The 18,349-nt window shown below is 72.6% G+C and carries 22 protein-coding genes; 11 read left to right on the forward strand and 11 right to left on the reverse strand.

Going from position 1 to position 18,349, the window contains the following annotated elements:
- Positions 1–167: 167 nt before the first annotated feature.
- Both C6361_RS11955 and C6361_RS11960 read right to left on the reverse strand, forming a co-directional pair.
- The gene (locus C6361_RS11955; RefSeq protein WP_107267783.1) at positions 168–689 is read right to left on the reverse strand and encodes a hypothetical protein; all 522 of its coding nucleotides are present in this window, start codon (positions 687–689) and stop codon (positions 168–170) included.
- A complete protein-coding gene (locus C6361_RS11960; protein ID WP_107267784.1) occupies positions 677–1,411 on the reverse strand; it encodes an HAD family hydrolase in 735 nt (244 codons plus the stop codon). Before C6361_RS11960 ends, C6361_RS11955 begins: the two co-directional genes overlap by 13 nt.
- A 418-nt stretch (positions 1,412–1,829) precedes the next feature.
- On the opposite strand from C6361_RS11960, the gene C6361_RS11970 reads away from it, so the two are divergent.
- On the forward strand, positions 1,830–2,930 hold the full coding sequence (locus tag C6361_RS11970) for a DMT family transporter (RefSeq protein ID WP_107267785.1): 1,101 nt from the start codon (positions 1,830–1,832) through the stop codon (positions 2,928–2,930).
- 51 nt (positions 2,931–2,981) lie between these two features.
- On the opposite strand, the gene C6361_RS11975 is transcribed toward C6361_RS11970, so the two are convergent.
- On the reverse strand, positions 2,982–3,413 hold the full coding sequence (locus tag C6361_RS11975) for a DUF4190 domain-containing protein (RefSeq protein ID WP_107257690.1): 432 nt from the start codon (positions 3,411–3,413) through the stop codon (positions 2,982–2,984).
- 25 nt (positions 3,414–3,438) lie between these two features.
- Positions 3,439–4,005, reverse strand: coding sequence for a DUF4190 domain-containing protein (locus C6361_RS11980; RefSeq protein ID WP_107267786.1), 567 nt, complete (start codon positions 4,003–4,005; stop codon positions 3,439–3,441).
- A gap of 279 nt (positions 4,006–4,284) precedes the next feature.
- Between C6361_RS11980 and C6361_RS11985 the strand changes: the two genes are divergently transcribed.
- Positions 4,285–5,139 carry an SDR family NAD(P)-dependent oxidoreductase gene (locus C6361_RS11985; RefSeq protein WP_369931422.1) on the forward strand — a complete coding sequence of 285 codons (855 nt, stop codon included), beginning with the start codon at positions 4,285–4,287 and terminating at the stop codon, positions 5,137–5,139.
- 72 nt (positions 5,140–5,211) lie between these two features.
- Here the strand turns inward: C6361_RS11985 and C6361_RS37570 are convergent, their stop codons facing one another.
- The 4 genes from C6361_RS37570 to C6361_RS12010 all read right to left on the reverse strand — a co-directional run bounded on the left by C6361_RS37570 (position 5,212) and on the right by C6361_RS12010 (position 9,073).
- Entirely contained in the window at positions 5,212–5,733 is a 522-nt protein-coding gene (locus tag C6361_RS37570) for a DUF4190 domain-containing protein (RefSeq protein WP_199853328.1), read from the reverse strand.
- Between the two features lie 204 nt (positions 5,734–5,937).
- Positions 5,938–6,345, reverse strand: coding sequence for a CoA-binding protein (locus tag C6361_RS12000; RefSeq protein WP_107257694.1), 408 nt, complete (start codon positions 6,343–6,345; stop codon positions 5,938–5,940).
- A gap of 60 nt (positions 6,346–6,405) precedes the next feature.
- Positions 6,406–7,950, reverse strand: coding sequence for an Rv2578c family radical SAM protein (locus tag C6361_RS12005; protein WP_369931378.1), 1,545 nt, complete (start codon positions 7,948–7,950; stop codon positions 6,406–6,408).
- A 94-nt stretch (positions 7,951–8,044) separates the two neighbouring features.
- On the reverse strand, positions 8,045–9,073 hold the full coding sequence (locus C6361_RS12010; RefSeq protein ID WP_107267787.1) for a LacI family DNA-binding transcriptional regulator: 1,029 nt from the start codon (positions 9,071–9,073) through the stop codon (positions 8,045–8,047).
- A gap of 303 nt (positions 9,074–9,376) precedes the next feature.
- On the opposite strand from C6361_RS12010, the gene C6361_RS12015 reads away from it, so the two are divergent.
- From C6361_RS12015 to C6361_RS12025, 3 genes are read left to right on the forward strand one after another with little or no spacing between them, the layout of a single operon-like run.
- The gene (locus C6361_RS12015; RefSeq protein ID WP_107257696.1) at positions 9,377–10,555 is read left to right on the forward strand and encodes a Gfo/Idh/MocA family protein; all 1,179 of its coding nucleotides are present in this window, start codon (positions 9,377–9,379) and stop codon (positions 10,553–10,555) included.
- A complete protein-coding gene (locus C6361_RS12020) occupies positions 10,552–11,367 on the forward strand; it encodes a sugar phosphate isomerase/epimerase (RefSeq protein ID WP_107267788.1) in 816 nt (271 codons plus the stop codon). The genes C6361_RS12015 and C6361_RS12020 overlap by 4 nt, the downstream gene beginning before the upstream one ends.
- 33 nt (positions 11,368–11,400) lie before the next feature.
- On the forward strand, positions 11,401–11,844 hold the full coding sequence (locus C6361_RS12025; protein WP_107267789.1) for a thiol-disulfide oxidoreductase DCC family protein: 444 nt from the start codon (positions 11,401–11,403) through the stop codon (positions 11,842–11,844).
- Here the strand turns inward: C6361_RS12025 and C6361_RS12030 are convergent.
- The 3 genes from C6361_RS12030 to trxA all read right to left on the reverse strand — a co-directional run bounded on the left by C6361_RS12030 (position 11,784) and on the right by trxA (position 13,647).
- A complete protein-coding gene (locus C6361_RS12030) occupies positions 11,784–12,713 on the reverse strand; it encodes an MFS transporter permease (RefSeq protein ID WP_234359458.1) in 930 nt (309 codons plus the stop codon). The genes C6361_RS12025 and C6361_RS12030 overlap by 61 nt on opposite strands.
- On the reverse strand, positions 12,698–13,099 hold the full coding sequence (locus C6361_RS12035) for a hypothetical protein (protein ID WP_369931379.1): 402 nt from the start codon (positions 13,097–13,099) through the stop codon (positions 12,698–12,700). Before C6361_RS12035 ends, C6361_RS12030 begins: the two co-directional genes overlap by 16 nt.
- A gap of 185 nt (positions 13,100–13,284) precedes the next feature.
- Positions 13,285–13,647: a thioredoxin gene (gene trxA, locus C6361_RS12040; protein WP_107257700.1), complete on the reverse strand. Its 363-nt coding sequence runs from the start codon at positions 13,645–13,647 to the stop codon at positions 13,285–13,287.
- Positions 13,648–14,277: 630 nt separating this feature from the next.
- On the opposite strand from trxA, the gene C6361_RS12045 reads away from it, so the two are divergent.
- From C6361_RS12045 to C6361_RS12065, 6 genes are all read left to right on the forward strand, one after another.
- Entirely contained in the window at positions 14,278–14,817 is a 540-nt protein-coding gene (locus C6361_RS12045) for a hypothetical protein (RefSeq protein ID WP_234359459.1), read from the forward strand.
- Positions 14,818–14,841: 24 nt separating this feature from the next.
- Positions 14,842–15,480, forward strand: coding sequence for an RNA methyltransferase (locus C6361_RS12050; RefSeq protein WP_107267791.1), 639 nt, complete (start codon positions 14,842–14,844; stop codon positions 15,478–15,480).
- A gap of 104 nt (positions 15,481–15,584) precedes the next feature.
- Entirely contained in the window at positions 15,585–16,301 is a 717-nt protein-coding gene (locus C6361_RS12055; protein ID WP_369931380.1) for a DUF6758 family protein, read from the forward strand.
- A 119-nt stretch (positions 16,302–16,420) separates the two neighbouring features.
- Positions 16,421–16,579, forward strand: coding sequence for a hypothetical protein (locus C6361_RS37575; RefSeq protein WP_165436875.1), 159 nt, complete (start codon positions 16,421–16,423; stop codon positions 16,577–16,579).
- 6 nt (positions 16,580–16,585) lie between these two features.
- Positions 16,586–17,461 carry a PH domain-containing protein gene (locus C6361_RS12060; protein WP_107257703.1) on the forward strand — a complete coding sequence of 292 codons (876 nt, stop codon included), beginning with the start codon at positions 16,586–16,588 and terminating at the stop codon, positions 17,459–17,461.
- Between the two features lie 177 nt (positions 17,462–17,638).
- Positions 17,639–18,349 carry a SigE family RNA polymerase sigma factor gene (locus C6361_RS12065; RefSeq protein WP_107267793.1) on the forward strand — a complete coding sequence of 237 codons (711 nt, stop codon included), beginning with the start codon at positions 17,639–17,641 and terminating at the stop codon, positions 18,347–18,349.

The raw sequence follows: 18,349 nt of genomic DNA on the forward strand, positions 1-18,349 counted from the left end.
CTGTCCCGTCGAGTTCTGTCCCGTCGAGCCGGCCCGGTGATGCCCGATTCCGCCCGGCGACGCCCTCTCCGACGGGGGCGGGCCGTGGCGTGGACCTCGCCGAACTCGGCAAGCTCGGCGAGCGACTGACCGGTGACGTGCCCGATGCTCCGGAACGGCCGACCCGGTCAGCGGCGTCGGACCCGGTGCAGCCGGAACGGTCGGCGGGTCGGCCGGACCGCGGTGGTCTCGCGCGGCGGTGCGGCGAGCGAGTCGTCCGGCAGGGTCTGCCCGGCGGCCAGCGGCGCCCCGGCCGGGGCCAGCCGGCTGAGCACACACTCGGTCCGCCAGCGCTCGGCGAGATCCACCGGGCTGCCGGAGGCGTTGAGCCGCTTGGCCGCGACCTGTGGGGCCAGGCTCGCCCACTCCTCGCCGTCCGGTGCGACCCGGGTCACCTCGGCCGGCCAGGTGACGATCTGCCCGCCGTGGTCGCCGCGCAGGGTGACGGCGGCAGTGTCCGTCTCGGCGAGCCCCGGCGCGGACTGCTCGCCGGGGCCGCTCACCACGAACAGCGCGCCGTCGAGTGGGACGCACCACAGTGCGACCGCTGGCCGGTGGCCGACCGAAACCCAGGCCACCGCGGCCTTCTTCACCGCCTCGGTGACCAGGGGCGAGACCTGGGCCTCCGCTTCGTCCGTCACACCCCGCATCCTGCCCCACCCGGGACCGGCACGGAACCCGCCGGCTCCGACCCGGGCCGGTTTCGGGGTACGTCGAGCAGCCCGGGAACCTCGCTCAGCGAGGCGAGTGCCGGGCCGCTCCAGCCCCGGTCCCGGTTGAAGACCAGGTGACCGTCGAGGTCGGCGGCGGCCAGCCGCACCGGGGTCATCCCGGCTCGGGCGGCGCCGGTGAGTTCCTGGCTGCCGCCGTCGCCGACATAGAGGCAGTCGCCGGGTGCGACGCCGAGCCGTTGGCAGGCGGCGAGATAGATCGCCGGATCGGGCTTGCAGCGGCCCACCTGCACCGAGAAGACCCGCGCGTCGAGCAGGGGTGCCACCGGCAGTTGCGGCCAGAAGGCGGGAAGTTCGTGGGTACAGTCGCTGATCAGGGCGGTACGGGCCCCACGACCCCGTACGGCGCGCAGCACCGTCACCGCCTCGGGACGGAGCCGGGTGTCGGCGCGTACCGCCTCGACCCGGGCCTCGACGGCGGCCCGCAGGTCGGCGGCGGAGGGTCGGGCGCCGGCCTGTTCGCAGATCCACCGCATGGTGTCGGTGGCGTCGCCGAGTGCCCCGGTGGCGCGCAGGTGGAAGGACCGGTCGAGCACCTCGAACAGCGCCTCCACGGCACAGCCGAGCAGGGCGGCGACCACGGCGTGCTGCTGGCCCCGCCCGCTGCCACAGGTGAGGGTGCCGAAGAAGTCGAAGATCACCGCCCGGTACGCGGGCGACCCCTGCCCGCCCCGCCCCGACCACTCGGAAACCGGGCGCGACTGCCCTGCGATCCGGGGTGACGGCTGGGGATCGTCGTGCGGCGGCTGGGGATCGTCGTGCGGCGGTTCGGGATCGTCGTGCGGTGGCTCGGAATCGTCGTGCGGTGGCTCGGAATCGTCGTGCGGTGGCTCGGGATCGTCCGCCGGTGGATCGGGGTCATCGTGCGGCGGGCGGTGGGGGTCGGCGGGGTGGGCTGGCTGGTCGTCGGGGACTTGGGAGTGGGCAAGCGGCGAGGGGAACCGGTGTGTGGGCATGGGGGAGCAGGCCTCCGGAACCGGATGGAGCCAGGTGCGATCGGACGATGGTAACGAGTTGTCGACCTGATGGTGGCCCGCAGTGACATGTGAGGATTTTTCCGTGCCTGTCGTCGTACCACCGGCCCGGACCTCGATCGACCCGCTGAGCATCGGCGCGGTCGCGGTCGCCATCGTGGCGGTCTCCTCGTCGGCACCGCTGATCGCCTTCGCCGCCGCACCCGCGCTGGCGATCGCCTTCTGGCGCAACTTCCTCGCCGTCGGGGTGCTCGGACCGGTCGCGCTGTTCCGGCGACGCGCCGAGTTCCGGGCGCTGGCCGGGCGCGCCGGTCGCCGGGACGCCGGCTACTGCGTACTCGCCGGTCTCGCCCTCGCGGTGCACTTCGGCACCTGGATGCCGAGCGCCCAACTGACCTCGGTGGCCACCGCCACCGCACTGGTGGTCACCCAGCCGGTCTGGCAGGGGCTGATCGCGCTCGGCCAGGGCCGACGGCTCTCCGTACTCGCCTGGGTCGGCATCGGGTTGGCGGTGGTCGGCGCGATCTGGGCGGTCGGCGCCGACTTCGGGGTCTCCGGCCGGGCTGTCGCCGGTGATCTGCTCGCGGTCGCCGGTGGCATGGCGGCGGCGGTCTACACCGCGCTCGGCGAACGGGTCCGGAGCACCGTCAGCACCGTCGGCTACACCACCATCTGCTACGGAGTCTGCGCGGCGGCGCTGCTGGTGGTCTGCCTGGCCGGCGGCGTACGGCTCGGCGGGTACGACCTGCACACCTGGCTCGCCGTACTCGGGCTGGTGGTCGGGGCCCAACTGCTCGGCCACTCGATGTTCAACTACGCGCTGCGCCGCATCTCGGCGACGACGATCAGCGTCCTCTTCCTGCTCGAAGCGCCCGGCGCCGCACTGCTCGCCTGGGCCTGGCTCGGCCAGGTACCCCGGACGGCCGCCCTGCCCGGGCTGGCCCTGCTGCTGGCCGGCGTCGCCGTCGTGCTGCACGGCGAGTCGTGTACCGCCCGGCGGTCCGGCACCGCCGCCCAGCCGGAGCCGCTACCCGCGCCACCGGAGGCGGGCCCGCTGCCGGAGACCGAGCCGCACATGCCGAATGCCGGGCCGCACTCGGCGGAGACCGGGCCGGCTCCGGCGGGAACCGGGCCGCATTCGCCGAATACCGGGCCGGGTGCGGGTGGGACGTACCGGACCGGCTGACCCCGCCTCCACTCGAATCGTGGGGCGGGGCCGGCGGTCCGACGGGCGGGTTCAGCCCGAGGTGCTCGCCGTGGTGGCGAAGAGCACCCCCATGAAGCCCAGGTAGGCGAGGAAGAAGAGCAGGCCCAGGGCGACCAGCCCGAGGGAGACCCAGCCGAGCACCAGGCCGGCGGTGGCGAAGCCGCTGCCCTCCTCGCCGCTCGCCTGGATCTCGGTACGCGCCTTCTTCGCCAGATAGATCGCGACCCCGCCGACCAGCTGGCAGCTGAACAGGGCGACGATCCCGGTCACCAGCGCCGCGATCGCCATCCCGTTCGTCGGCCGGCGCACCACGTACGGGTAGCCGGGGTAGCCCGGTGCCCAGCCCGGCGGCGGTGCGGCGCCGGCCTGGCCCGGGTACTGCCCGGCGTCGAGGGCGGGCTGCGTGACGACACCCGGGTCGCTGGTGGGCTCGGACGGGTTACCGGTGCTGCCTGGGTTCACGGCGCCCTCCTGCTGGTCCGGATGCTCAGTAGCCGGTGTCGTACGACGACGGTTGGTTGGCCAACCAGACGAAGAAGATCACGATGGCGATGGTGGCGAGGACCGCGATGGCGGTGGAGATCCAGCCGACGATGATGCCGGCCTTGGCGAATCCCGCGCCGCCCTCGCCGCGCTCGCGGATCTGCTTGCTGGCGACGTGGCCCATGATCGCTCCGACGGCACCGAGGTAGCCGCCCAGCCCGTAACCGCAGAGCCCGAGCGCGCCCACGATGGCGACCACCATCGCGGCGATCGACAGGCCGTTGGTCGACGGACCCGGGGTGACGACCGGATAGCCGGCCGGCGGATAGCCCGGAGCCATCACCGGCTGGCCGCTGATCGGATCCGTGCCGGCCGGGTACGCCTGGGTCGGATAGCCGGGATCGGCCGGGTATCCCGGCTGGTAGGGCTGGGCGGGGGCGGCTGCCTGCGCCGTCGGGTCCTGGTACATCGGCTGGTAGCCACCCGGATCCTGGTAGCCCCCGGGTTGGGCCGGTGGTTGCGCCTGCCAGGACGGATCGCTGGAGTAGCCGCTCTGCTGGGGGTCGGTCATTCGAGGTCTCTCACTTCGTCCGTTCGGATGCGTCGCCAGGGTAGTCGGCGTACGCCAGATCGGTGTCCCCGTATCCGCCCGGCCCGTCGCCGCCGACGGGCCGGCGGGGATCGGCCGAACGGGCCGGGTCGGCGCCGACCGGCGCCCGGTCGGCGCTGCCACGGCGGTGCGGCGTTGCCCGTATCGACTCGACCGGGCAGGATCGCGGGCATGGTATTCGACGCGCGCGCCGGGGACAGATCCGGTAATCGGCCTCGTCGGGACGCCACGCGCCCCGCGCTGGCCCGCCGGCCCCGTACCGGCTCGCAGGGCACCGTCTCGCAGAGCATCGACCCGGGCCGGCCGGTGGCACCGGCCGGCGACACCGAACCGGTGACGATGCGCCTGGACGGGCGGGTGGCGTTGGTCACCGGTGCCGGCAGTCCGGACGGAATCGGGTACGCGACGGCCCGCCGGCTCTGCGCGCTCGGTGCCCGGGTGGCGATCGTCTCGACCACCCGCCGCATCCACGATCGGGCCAGCGAGCTGGGCGCGACGGGCTTCGTCGCCGACCTGACCGACGAGGCCGAGGTCGGCGCGCTGGCGGACGCCATCGTCGAGCAGCTCGGCGAGGTCGAGGTACTGGTCAACAACGCCGGGCTGGCGAGCCGGGCCAGTCCGGAGGTGCTCCGGCCGGTCGCCCAGTTGAGCTACGACGAGTGGCACCGGGAGATCGAACGCAACCTGAGTACGGCGTTCCTGTGCAGCCGGGCGTTCAGCGGCGGCATGGCCGAGCGGGGCTGGGGTCGGATCGTCAACCTCGCCGCCACCGCCGGCCCGGTCAACGCGCTGCCCACCGAGGCGGCGTACGCGGCCGCGAAGGCCGGCGTCGTCGGGCTGACCCGGGCACTGGCGATGGAGATGATCGCCGACGGGGTGACCGTCAACGCGGTGGCGCCGGGGACGATCTACACGGCGGCGTCCACGATGGCCGAACTGAAGCAGGGGCTCGGTACCCCGGTCGGCCGCCCCGGCACCCCGGACGAGGTCGCCGCCGCGATCGCCTTCCTCTGCTCGCCGGCCGCCTCCTACATCACCGGCCAGATGCTGGTGGTGGACGGCGGCAACAGCGTGCGGGAGGCGGAGTACCGGTAGCCGGGTAGCCCCTCGGCACCGCCTCGGGCGTCCGGCGGTGCACCGTGCCGCCGGGACACCTCGCCCGACGGCTCAGTACGTGCCGCCGTTGCCCTCGGAGCCGGCCCAGCCCACCAGGGCGAGCCAGCCGCAGCAGGCGATCAGGTAGAGCGCGGTGAAGACGTAGCTGAGGATCAGTCCCCAGGTGGCCAACTGGCCGCCCTGTTCGCCGGTGCGCCGGATCTGGCGCCGGGCCAGGTGCCCGAGCACGATGCCGGCCGGCGCGAAGACGAAGGCGAAGACCAGGGAGAGGATCGCCAGCAGGTTGATCCCGGACTGCCCGCCCGGCTGACCGTAGTAGCCGGGCTCGCCCCTGGTACCGGGCTGCCCCGGCTGACCGTAGTAGCCGGGCTGCTCCTGGTAGCCGTACTGGCCGGGTTGGCCGTAGTAGCCGGGCTGGTCCGGTTGCCCGGGTTGGCCGTAGTAGCCGGGTTGGTCGGGTTGGCCCGGGTAGCCGTACTGGCCGGGCTGGTCGGGGCGGTCACCGAAGCCGGGCGGGGGCTGCGCCGGACGTCCGTGCGGATCCTGCGGCTCACCCGGCTCTGGGTTGCTCATCGCATTCCCCTCCTCACCCGGCAACGCTACCGGTCGAGGCGGCCTTTGCGGCGAATGCCCGGAATGATGCACCCGTGGGTGCGGAGACGCCCCGAGTTCCGGTGGCGGAGACGCGCCGAGTTCCGGCGGCGGAGACGCGCGGAGTTGCGGTGGTGGAGACGCGTCGAGTTCCGGCGGCGGAGACGCGCGGAGTTCCGGCGGCGGTCAGCTGCGCCGGGAGAGTCCGCCGGTGGCGCGTTCCACCGCCAGGCAGCGGTCCTCGACGTAGTCGATGCCGGCCTCCTCGGCGATCCGCCGGGCCTCGGCCGAGACGATGCCGAGTTGCAGCCAGACCGCCGGGGCGCCGATCGCGACCGCCTCGCGGACCACCTGCACGGCGTCCTCGGCCGGCCGGAACACGTCGACCAGGTCGACCGGGTGCGGGATCTCGGCCAGCGAGCGGTAGACCCGCTCGCCGAAGAGTTCGTCCGCCACCGGGTTGACCGGGATGATCCGCCAGCCGTACCGCTGCATCAGCGCCGGGACGCTGTGGGACGGCTTGCCGGGGTCGCGGGACGCCCCGACCACGGCGATCACCCCGGCCTCGGCCAGGATCTGCTGAGGGCTACGCACCCCGCGACTCTAGCTCGGCTCCGGTGTGGCCGGCTCGGCCCGAATCCACCATGCGCACCGTCAGAGCAGGGTGAGCTGCTCGACGGCGGGCGTCGGTGCGGGTGCCGGCACCTGGCGGGCCTCGCCCGGCTCGGAGCGGTGCAGGCCGTGGCGCCGGGCCGCCATCCGGACCCGGGCGGTCAGCTCGCGCTGGTATGCCTGAGGCAGGTAGGAGCCCCGGCCGTAGAGGCTCCGGTAGCGCGGCACCAGCTGCGGAAACTCCCGGCCGAGCCAGCTCGCGTACCACTCCCGGGCACCGGGGCGCAGGTGCAGCGGCAACGGGGTGACGCTCACCGCGCCGGCCGCCGCGATCGCCGCCACCGTCTCCTCGATGGACTCGTCGCTGTCGGTCAGCCCCGGCAGGATCGGGGCCATCAGCACCCCGACCGGAAAGCCGGCGTCGGTCAGCCGGCGTACCACGTCGAGCCGGCGTCGCGGGCTGGGTGTGCCCGACTCGACGGCACGCCACATCCGCTCGTCGACGAAGCCGACCGACATCGAGATGCCGACCCGGGTGACGGTGGCCGCCTCCTGGAGCAGCGGCAGGTCGCGCAGGATCAGGGTGCCCTTGGTCAGGATCGAGAACGGGTTGGCGAAGTCGCGCAGGGCCGTCAGGATCGGCGGCATCAGCCGGTAGCGCCCCTCGGCCCGCTGGTAGCAGTCGACGTTGGTGCCCATCGCGACGTGCTCGCCCGACCACTTCGGTGCCGCCAGCTCGCGGCGGACCAGCTCGCCCGCGTTGACCTTGACCACCACCTTGCTGTCGAAGTCGCGTCCCGGGTCCAGGTCGAGATAGGTGTGGGTGCCGCGGGCGAAGCAGTTGTGGCTGACCACGCCGTTGGCGACGAAGTCGCCGGTGCCGGTGGTGATGTCGTAGAGCTGGAGATCCTGGTTGAGCGGCTCGATGCGGCGGATCCGCAGCACCGCCCGGCCGCCGAGGATGGTCCCGTCGAGGCCGCCGGCCGGGAGGTCGGAGGGGCCCGGCGTGGCCCGACCGGTGCCGACCAGGCTGTCGGTGATCGCCAGATAGGGCCGGGGCGGCTCGCCGGGCGGTGCGCCGACCACGTGCTTCCAGCCGCGCGGGGTGAGGAAGCGGTGGTCGCCGCTGGCGGTCAGCTCGGTGCCGTCGGCCAGCACGATCCGGTATGCCGGCTTCACCGTCGACCAGTGCGCCAGCACCTCGGTCCGGACGTAGCGCCGGTGGTTGCCCTGGGCGACGGTGCCGTAGATCTGGTCGCCGATCCGCAGCTCGGAAAGGGGTCGGGTGCGCCCGTCGGCGAGCAGGATCGCGGTGTCGCCGGCCAGGCAGTAGGCGCAGGCGTGGCTGCACCCCCGGTAGGGGTTGATCGTCCACTGGAACGGCACCCGGGAGGCACCTGGCACCCGGTTGATGATCGACTTGGCGTGCACCTCGTAGAAGGTCATGCCGGCGAAGTCGGGGGTGTCGAAGGTGCGGACGGTCGCGCCGGGCAGCGCCAGCGGCAGGGGTGGAGCCGCTGGCGCTGCCCCCGGTGGGGGCCCGCTGTCGGGGGGAGCCGACCTCAGGTTTTCCCAGCGCATGGCCATTATTCGAACATACGTACGACGCCCGACGCAACTCGCCACGCGGCGGCGCCGACGACCCCGGCGCCGCCGGAGTCAGTCGACCGGGGACCTGCGGCTACCGGCCGTCGGGGGGCGGGGCACTGCTCTCCCGGCGGACCAGTTCCGCGGCGACGTGTTCGATCTGCGGGGTGTTCAGCGGCTCGGGCGGTTGCAGCGCGAGGGTCATCGCCCGGGCGCCCATGTCGGCCAGGGGCAGCCGGATCGTGGTGAGCGCGGGCGTCACGTCCCGGGCGATCGGCATGTCGTCGAAGCCCACCACGCTGATCCGGCCCGGTACGTCGATGCCCCGGGACCGCAGCAGCGCGAGGGCGCCGATCGCCATCGAGTCGTTCAGCGCGACGATCGCGGTGACCTCGGGATGGGTCTCCAGCAGTGTGGCGGTAGCGGTGGCGCCGCCCGAGCGGTCGAAGTCGGCGTAGACGATCTGCCGGGTGGTGAGCTTCTGGCCGTGCTCCCGGGCGGCCCGGCGCAGCCCGGCGAGCCGGTCGGTGGTGGTGGTGAGGTGTCGCGGCCCGGCGACGACGCCGATCCGGGTGTGTCCGAGGCCGTAGAGTTCGGCGCCGATCAGGTGCCCGCCGGCCTCGTTGGCCGGGATGACGGCGTGCCCGCTGTGCTCGTGCCGGCCGATCACCGCGACGTGCCCGCCGGTGGACTGGTAGACCCGCAGCTTGGCGTCGAGCGTGTTGGTGAACTGCTCGTCGTGGTAGCCCGAGCCGGCCAGGATGATCGCGGCGGCCTGGTTGGCCCGGAGCAGCTCGACGTACTCCAGTTCCTTGTCCGGGTCGCGGTAGGTGTTGCAGATGATGACCAGCCGGCCGTGCTCGGTGGCGACCCGTTGCAGCCCCCGGGTGATCTCCGCGAAGTACGGGTCGGAGACGTCGTGCACGATCACGCCGACCGCGCTGCGGTGGTTGCGGGCGAGCTGCTGGGCGTGCGCGTTGGGGACGTACTGCAACTCCTCGACCGCCGCGAGCACCCGCTCGCGGAGCGCGTCGGTCACCGGCTTCGGACTGCCGTTGATGATTCTCGACGCGGTGGCGGGTGACACGCCGGCCCGCCGCGCGACATCCGCCAGAGTGGCCATCGACCCGTTCCCTCCCCGACCGCCCGGTGGCGGGTTGCAGGTGAGGATATCGCGGCGGCGTCGCGGCCATTCACGGCCGTCGCGGGCCGGTGACCCCGGCGGCTGGAGATCACCGCCGGTGCCGGGAGGCTCTTGCCCGAATCGGAACGGAGTCGGTAGCGTAATCGGGAAAGCGCTTACCGACGTACGGCGTGCTCCACCGCGACCATCGCGCGCCAGGACGAACCCCCACCGCACCACACGTACCCCCGCGCGCTCGACGAGTGGCACCCGCGGATCAGCCAGCCTGAGGAGGCGACGTACATGGGCCGCACCACGATCGGCATCGTGCTCAACGGCGTGACCGGCCGGATGGGCTACCGGCAGCACCTGGTCCGATCACTGCTCGCCATCCGGGAGCAGGGCGGGCTGGCGCTGCCCGACGGCCGCCGGCTCTGGCCCGAACCGATCCTGGTCGGGCGCAGCGAGGCCAAGCTCCAGGAGATCGCCCAGCGGCACGGGCTGACCGAGTGGACCACCGACCTGCCCGCCGCGCTGGCCCGCCCGGACGTGCAGATCTACTTCGACTCCCAGGTCACCGCCCAGCGGGAGAAGGCGCTGAAGCTGGCGATCGAGGCCGGCAAGCACATCTACACCGAGAAGCCGACCGCCGAGGACCTCGCCGGGGCGATCGAGCTGGCCCGGCTGGCCGACGCCGCCGGCATCAAGCACGGCGTGGTGCAGGACAAGCTCTTCCTGCCCGGCCTGCGCAAGCTCGACCGGCTGGTGAAGGGCGGCTTCTTCGGCCGCATCCTCTCGGTACGCGGCGAGTTCGGCTACTGGGTCTTCGAGGGCGACTGGCAGGCGGCGCAGCGACCGTCCTGGAACTACCGGGCCGCCGACGGGGGCGGCATCACGGTCGACATGTTCCCGCACTGGCACTACGTGCTGGAGCAGATCTTCGGCCGGGTCGCCGCGGTGACGGCGCACGTCACCACGCACATCCCGCACCGCTGGGACGAGGCCGGCGAGCGCTACGACGCCACCGCCGACGACGCGGCCTACGGCATCTTCGAGATCGAGCGGCCGGGGCAGTCGGGCCGGATCGTGGCCCAGATCAACTCCTCCTGGTCGGTCCGGGTCTACCGGGACGAGCTGGTCGAGTTCCAGGTCGACGGCACGGAGGGCAGCGCGGTGGCCGGGCTGCGCAACTGCCGGATCCAGCACCGGGCGACCACGCCGAAGCCGGTGTGGAACCCGGACCTGCCGGCGACCGAGGACTTCCGGTCACAGTGGCAGGTCGTGCCGGACAACGAGGAGTTCGACAACGGCTTCAAGGCGCAGTGGGAGCTGTTCCTCCGGCACGTGGTCGTCGACGAACCGTACGGCTGGGACCTCTGGGCGGGCGCCCGGGGCGTACAGCTCGCCGAGCTGGGGCTCGCCTCCGCCCGGGACGGCCGGCGGATCGAGATCCCGGACCTCGACGGCGAGCCCGCCCGATGAGTACCGTGCGGGAACGGTTCTCGTTCAACCAGGCCACCGCCAAGTACTGGCCGATTCCCGAGCTGGTCGACGGCTGCCTGGCGACCGGGGTGACCCAGGTCGGGCTCTGGCGGGAGGAGACCCTCGCGCACGGCCTGGAGAAGACCGCCACGCTGATGCGCGACTCCGGGCTCGCGGTCACCTCGCTGTGCCGGGGTGGTTTCTTCCAGACCCCCGACTGGTACGACGAGAACCGCCGGGCGATCGACGAGGCCGCCACCCTCGGGGCGCCGGTGCTGGTGCTGGTCTCCGGCGGCCTGCCGGACGGCAGCCGGGACGTGGACGCGGCCCGGGCGCACGTCGGCGAGGCGATCGGCGAGCTGGTGCCGCACGCCCGCGCCGCCGGGGTACGGCTGGCGATCGAGCCGCTGCACCCGATGTACTGCTCGGACCGCTGCGTGGTGTCCAGCCTCGGTCAGGCGCTGGACCTGGCCGCGCCGCATCCGGCCGAGACGGTCGGTGTCGTGGTGGACACCTACCACATCTGGTGGGACGACCAGGTCTGGGCGCAGATCGACCGGGCCGGCCGGGAGGAGCGGATCGCCTGCTTCCAGGTCGCGGACTGGGCGACCCCGCTGCCCGAGGGGGTGCTGCTCGGTCGCGCCCTGCCCGGCGACGGCTGTGTGGAACTGCGCCGGTTCCGGGAGGCGGTGGAGGCCGCCGGCTACCGGGGGCCGATCGAGGTCGAGGTCTTCAACGCCGAGGTCTGGGCCCGGCCGGGCCAGGAGATCCTGGACCGCACCCTGTCGGGTTACCTCGCCCACGTGGATTAGCCGGCGCCGCCGTCGGCGGGGGAGACTGGTCCCATGGACCAGCCCACCTTCGTGTACGACGGCGACTGCGCCTTCTGCACCACCTGCGCCGAGTTCATCGGCCGGCGGATTCCGACCGGGGCCAGGGTGGTGCCCTGGCAGTTCGCCGACCTCGACGCGCTCGGGCTGACCGTCGACCAGTGCGAGGAGGCGGTCTGGTGGGTCGGCACCGACGGCGTACGCGCCGCCGGCCCGGACGCGATCGCCCGGCTGCTCGGCGCGAGCCGCCCCGGCTGGCGGCTGCTCGGCGCCGGCCTGCGGCTGCCTCCGGTGCGTCTGCTCGCCTGGCCGGCGTACCGCTGGGTGGCCCGCAACCGGCACCGCCTGCCGGGCGGTACGGCGGCCTGCTCGCTGCCGCAGGCGACCCGGGACCGGCTCTACGGTACGGCCGGCGACCGCGCAGCGGGCGGCTCCGCCGGGACCGCCTCGGCGTCCTGACCGCCTCGGCGGGTCAGCCGGCGCAGCCGTTCGACCGGGCGGAGCCGCTCCAGCGCCAGGAAGCTGGTCATCGCCACCAGGTGCGGGGCGAACGAGATGGTGATGGTGGCGATGGTGACCAGGTGGAACGAGTAGAAGAACGCCACCACGGCCTGTCGCCAGCGCGGTGACACCACGAAGACCAGCGGGCTGAGCAGCTCGAACGCGATGATCCCGAACTGTGCCGCGATCAGCAGGTACGGCACCTGGGCGATCAGGTCGGCCAGCTCGGTGCCGCGCCGGATGATGGCCCGGGCGAGTACCGAACCGGTCATCCACTCCAGTCCGCCGAACCGGAGCTTGGCCCAGGCGGCCAGGAAATAGGTGCAGACCACGGCGATCTGGGTGACCCGCAACGCCCAGCCGGCCGCCTCGCTGGCGGTGCGGTCCCCGTGCCGGGCCCGGCCCACTGTCGGCAGCACGGCCAGCGCCACCAGGAAGGCGAACCGGTCGTGGTCCACCTTCCCGTAGCTCATCGCGATGACCATCCACTCGAAATAGAGCACGAAGACGGCCCAGCCGAGTGCCCGGGGCGCCCGTCCGGTCGCGGCGGCGAGGGCGAGCAGCAGCAGCGCCCAGAAGACGAGGTTGACCAGCAGCGGGGTCGGGGTCGGCAGCGGGAGCAGCCGGCCGACGAAGAGCGGCTGGTAGAGCTCGCCGGGGATGCTGGCCTTGTCGCGGATCCAGGGCGTGAAGACCAGCAGGTCCGCGGCGACGAAAAGGTAGACCAGGGTACGGAAGGCGGCGACCCGGGCCCGGGGTACCGGTTCGGTCAGCCAGCCGGAGACGGCGGCGCCGATCCGTCTCGACGCGTTCACGACGCCTGCCACCGGACCACCGTCTCGTCGATCGTGTTCCCGGTCGGCCGGCCGTCCGTGATGCCGTGCCAGCGGATCACGATGCGCACCTCGACGATCGGCGGTGCGCCGGGATGCCGCTGCGCGTACGCGTCGGCGACCTGGCGCAGCAGGGTCGGGTCGGCCTCGTACCGGCTCTGCTGGCCCTCGATCTCGGCCCGCCGGATGCCGGTGTTCTGCTCGCCGAGCCCGACCACCGCGCCGGTGGCGTCGACCCCCTCGATCCGGGTGTCCGGGGCGGGGTCGTCCGGCGGGTTGGAGCCGGCGTACATCCGGAACGGACCGAACGGGAAGTGGTCGTCCTGGCCCCAGAGGGTGCCGGCGAGCAGCACCACGCCGGCCAGCAGGGTGAGGCCCACCCGGAGTCTCCGGCCCCGCCTCGGCAACGCGTCCATCGGTTCGAGACCTTACGCGGTGCCCGCAAGCCCCGGGGACCGTCGGTCCGGCCGTCCAGCCCGCCGACCCCGGCGAAGACGGCTCCGGCCGGACACCGGGGTACGGTGTCCGGCCGGAGCGCGGTCGTGTTACGTGGTCAGTTTGCCGTTCAGTGGCTGTGCTCGGCGAGCTGCTTGCGTACGTCGTCCATGTCCAGCGCCTGCACCTGCTCGATCAGCGACTCCAGCGCCGACTCCGGCAGGGCGCCCGGCTGGGCGAAGACGATCACGCCGTCGCGGATCGCCATGATCGTGGGGATGGACCGGATGTCGAACTTCGCGGCGATCTCCTGCTGCGCCTCGGTGTCGACCTTGCCGAAGACGATCTCCTGGTGCTTCTCCGAGGAGCGCTCGTACACCGGCGCGAACCGCTTGCACGGGCCACACCAGTCCGCCCAGAAGTCCACCAGCACGATGCCCGGCTGCTCGGTCACCTCGTCGAAGTTGGCTGTGGTCAGCTCAACGGTCGCCATTGATCACTCCGATCACCGCAATTGGCTTACGACTGGAAAACCCGCCCGGTCTCCTCGGAATTCCCTGGCACGGCGGGTTGAAACGGTCATCGTGTGCGGGCTCACGTTCCGGCGCCGGTATCGATGAGGGTCGGTGATCCGACCGGTCCGGATGTGAAACACCGGTGACATAGTTCGATGACAGACAGTTATGGGAGCGTTTCCAAGACTTCCGCTGGCCAGTCCGGGTGTGATCCGGAAACTTGCCGGTTGGCAAGCGGAAACAGGTGACATAACGGATGCCCGGGCGCGTACGACCGTTCACGTTCAGTAACATTACAAAAAGGTAACTGTGACCCCGATCTCGTGGTGGACTCTTCTGCCGACCGGGTCGGGTCGGGCAGAATCTTCCCCATCAGAGCGTGGGCGGCGGGTGCCGGGGAGGGCCCCGCCGCTCATTGCGTCCGGGGTCGGTTTCCTCCACCCGGCACACCTCATTAATCAGTGCCACGGACTCCTCGGTCCGGTCGGTGACGTCGGCAATGCCGCGTCCGGCCGCCGGGTCGACCGGCGACGACACCAGCACTACCGCTTTTCGGGCGGAACCGGGCCTTCCGCCTATTGTCGGCTTATGCTGACCCGGGAGGCGCCATGAGCCACACCGGATCTCCGGACTCGCCCGGTGCCACGCACGGTGCCTGGCGGGCCACCGTCACCGGCTACCCGCCCGACGACTGGCGACTGCTCGTCCGGCTGCCCGGCCGGGTGATCGTCGCGGCCTCGTCGGCCCGGCCGGAGAACCCGGTCCGGGCGGTCACCGAGGGCCTGGCCGGCCTGGACGGCATCGCCGCCGGGCGGTCGTTCGACAGCGAACTGGTCCGGGCCGTGGTCGCCGCCATCTACGCCGAGTCCGACGACGGGCACTCCGGGCCGGTCCGCGCCGGACACGTCGACGCCGGACTCGCCGAACTGCTCCGGTCCTGCCGGGCCGCCGTCGAGACGCTGGCCCGACACGCCGACCCGGCCGACTCGGCCGCCTACCGGCAGTGGGTGCAGTCGGTCGCGGCCCGGGTCTGCCGGGCCGCCGGTTCCGACGGCCGGCCCCGCCCGTTCGGCGATCCGGTGGATCCGGAGCAGCGCCGGGTGCTGGACCAGCTCGGCGAGGCGCTGGGCCTGCGCCCGGCCGGCTGACCGGCGTGCGTACCCTCGGCAACCGTGGACGCTGCCGAGGTCGAGCTTGAGGTCGGGGTCGGGCCGTGGCCGGGCGAGCCGCCGGCCGATCCCCGGTACGACCCCGAACTGCTCCGCCAGGGCGACCGGCGCAACGTCGTCGATCGGTACCGCTACTGGCGGCGGGAGGCGATCGTCGCCGACCTGGACCTGCGCCGGCACGACTTCCACGTGGCGATCGAGAACTGGCAGCACGACTTCAACATCGGCACCGTGGTCCGCAACGCCAACGCCTTCCTCGCCGCCGAGGTGCACGTGGTGGGGCGGCGGCGGTGGAACCGGCGGGGCGCCATGGTGACCGACCGCTACCAGCACGTCCGGCACCACGAGACGATCGAAGGGTTCCTGCGCTGGTGCCGCGCCGCCGACCTGCCGGTGATCGGCATCGACAACCTGCCCGGGTCGCGACCGCTGGAGAGCGCGGTGCTGCCGCGCCGCTGCGTACTGCTGTTCGGGCAGGAGGGGCCGGGGCTCTCCGAGCCGGCCCGGCTCGCCTGCTCGGCGGTCTTCTCCATCGCCCAGTACGGCTCGACCCGGTCGATCAACGCCGGGGTGGCCAGCGGGATCGCCATGCACGCCTGGATCCGCGCGTACGGCGGTGAGCCGCCCGGCGAGCCCGGCTGACCTGGCCCACGGCGTCCCGACCGTACGCAGAACGACCCGAAAAGGCCGGTTCGCCTTGACTCGGGGCCACTGGTACGGGGACTGTAGTTGTCGTGGGTGTCGCGGTGAGCTGTCCACGTTGCGGCGGTCCGGTCCGAGCACCGGACCTGATGCACACCGCCTGGCGGTGTCCGGACTGCGGTCCGGTCGCTCCGCTGCACGTCGCCGAGCACATCGGGCCGGAGATCGTGGCCAGCACCGTCGAGCGGATCGTCGAACAGCGCGATCCGGCCGACCGGGAGGCCCGGTTCCCGGGAGCCCGGTCCGGCGCGCCGATGCCGCTCTGGTGCCTCTGGCCGCTGCCGCAGGGCTGGACGATGACCGGGGTCGGCTGGGCCGGTGACGATCGCGGCGGCGTACGCGCCACCGCGGTGGCCTGCACCGGGCCGGACCCGCTCGGCGGTGGACCCGCCGACCTGGTGTTGGTCGCCGAGGAGCCGGGCGTCGGCCTGGGCACCCGGCTGGCCGGTACCACCGGGGTCGACCCGGGCCCGCAGCTCGCGGAGGCGCTGACCGATCCCGGCCCGGGTTCCGCCGAGCGGGTCGCGCACGCCAAGATCCGGGCCGGCGGCCATCCGACTCCACTATGGTCAGTCAAATCTCCGACAGACCGGAGCGCCTACGCCGGTGAAGCTCGGGGGATCTGGCTCTATGCGATAACCTGGCCGGCGAGTGCGGGTTACCTCCTCGCGGAAGACGTCGAACTCCACGACCTGACCGAGTGGACACCGCCCGAGCTCGTCTACGGTGCTCCGTCCCCCTACCTGCACGGGAGGGTCTGATATGGCCAGCCAGGCTGGGGCGGAGGGCGTATGTGGATTATTTCCCGCAGGACACCCGACTGATACTCTGGGTTTTGCCGGGGTTCGCAACCCGGTGCCGCACGGAGGGATGGCCCGCCATGGTTAAAAAGGTCCTCACCTGGGGCGGTATCGCCTTCCTGGTTTTCTTCATCGCCTACCAGCCCTCCTCCGCCGCCGACGTCTTCAAGTCGCTGGGCGGCAGCCTGCTGGACGTTGCCCAGGGCTTCGGCGACTTCTTCACCGACCTCGTCGCTTAGCCGCCCATGGGCAATCCGTCGGGTGAACCCCCTGAGCCCGAGGACGACGACGAACGTCGACGGCGCGAGCGGGACACCGAGCCGATCCCCCGGGTCCGACCCGACGAAGGGCCGGAGTTCGGTACCGGCCCGGACTACGCCGCCGGTCCCTCCTATTCGGACGGGCCCGCCTACTCCGACGGCATCGGCTACGGCGACCGCCGGGCCGGCACCCGGGGCTGGGTCCGTGACCCGGACCAGGGTCCGGAGATCTCCGAGGAGGAGCTCGCCGGCCTGCGGGTCGACGCCTCGGGGATGCCGCTCGGCCCGCGCCGGGTCCTGCCGCTGGAGGACGAGCCGACCTCGCTGGTGGCCCGCTATCTCTTCCCGACCGAGCGCTACCGGGGCGAGTGGAAGCGGCACAAGATCTACCTCGCCACCCCGCTGCTGATCGGCCTGCTCGCCACCTTCGTGCTCGGCTACCTCTCCGGCTTCCTCGCCGGCCAGGAGGTCGGCGCGCTGACCACCGTGGCGGTGCTGATCTGGCTCGGCATCATGGGCTGGGTCGCCTGGAAGGTCGCGGACTGGTATTTCGACCGGTTCATCCTGACCAACAAGCGGGTGATGGTGGTCAACGGGATCATCACCCGGCAGGTCGCGATGATGCCGCTGCTGCGGGTCACCGACATGAAATACGAGCAGTCGCCGCTCGGCCGCGCCCTCAACTACGGCACCTTCGTGCTGGAGTCGGCCGGTCAGGAGCAGGCGCTGCGGGAGATCAAGTATCTTCCCAACCCCAACGAGCTCTACCTGCGCGTGGTCGAGGAGATGTACGAGCCGCAGGCGGTCGAGGCGCGGCTGGGCAAGGAGGCCGAGGAGGCCAAGGCCGACGACGGCGCCTGACGGCCCACCCCGGCACGGCCGGGCGGCGGTGTGACGCTGCCGACGCGGTGGGCGACACCGGTGCGCAAAACGGCGGTTCCCTGCCCGAACATCGAACTGAATCGCACCTTTCCGCCGTAGACCTGCGGGTCGGGCTTGTGGCAGCCTTCGGATTGGCACAGGCGGGGGGAGGCGGGAGTGGCGCCGAAGCACTCGGTGGACGAGGAGTTCCGCGAATTCGTCGCGGCCCGATCGGCTGCCCTGCTGCGTACGGCCTACCTGCTCGCCGGGGACTGGGCCACCGCCGAGGACCTGTTGCAGACCGCGTTGACCAAGACGTACCTGGCCTGGAAGCGGCTCGGCGAGATCGAGGCGGTCGAGCCGTACGCCCGGCGGGTCCTGATCAACACGGCGACCAGCTGGTGGCGGCGGCGCTGGCACGGCGAGCGCCCCACCGAGGTGCTACCCGAGCGGCCCGCCCCGGACCAGATCGAGGAGCAGCTCGAACGCGACCGGCTGTGGCGGCACGTCCGCACCCTGCCGGTCCGGCAGCGGGCCGTCCTGGTGCTCCGGTTCTACGAGGATCTCTCCGAGGCGCAGACGGCCGCGCTGCTCGACATCTCACCGGGCACGGTGAAGAGCCAGACCTCCCGGGCCCTCTCCACACTCCGCCGCCGGCTCGGCGCCGAGGCCGACAGCCGGGTGCCGCAGGGCGAGGAGGCGCTGACCCCGGTACCCCTCCGAGCGGCCGACGGCGACGGCGGCCGGTTCGAGCCCGCGCAGCAGTCGTTCGGCCAACGTCCGGCCCTCCCGCCGGAGCTGCCGAGACCGCGTCAGGCCGGAGCCCGGCGGCCGGCCGCCCTCTCGGTGCCGGCCCCGCCCGTTCCGGCGGTCGGAGCGGAAGCGTGA

The sequence above is a fragment of the Plantactinospora sp. BC1 genome (assembly GCF_003030345.1).
GTDB lineage: Bacteria > Actinomycetota > Actinomycetes > Mycobacteriales > Micromonosporaceae > Plantactinospora.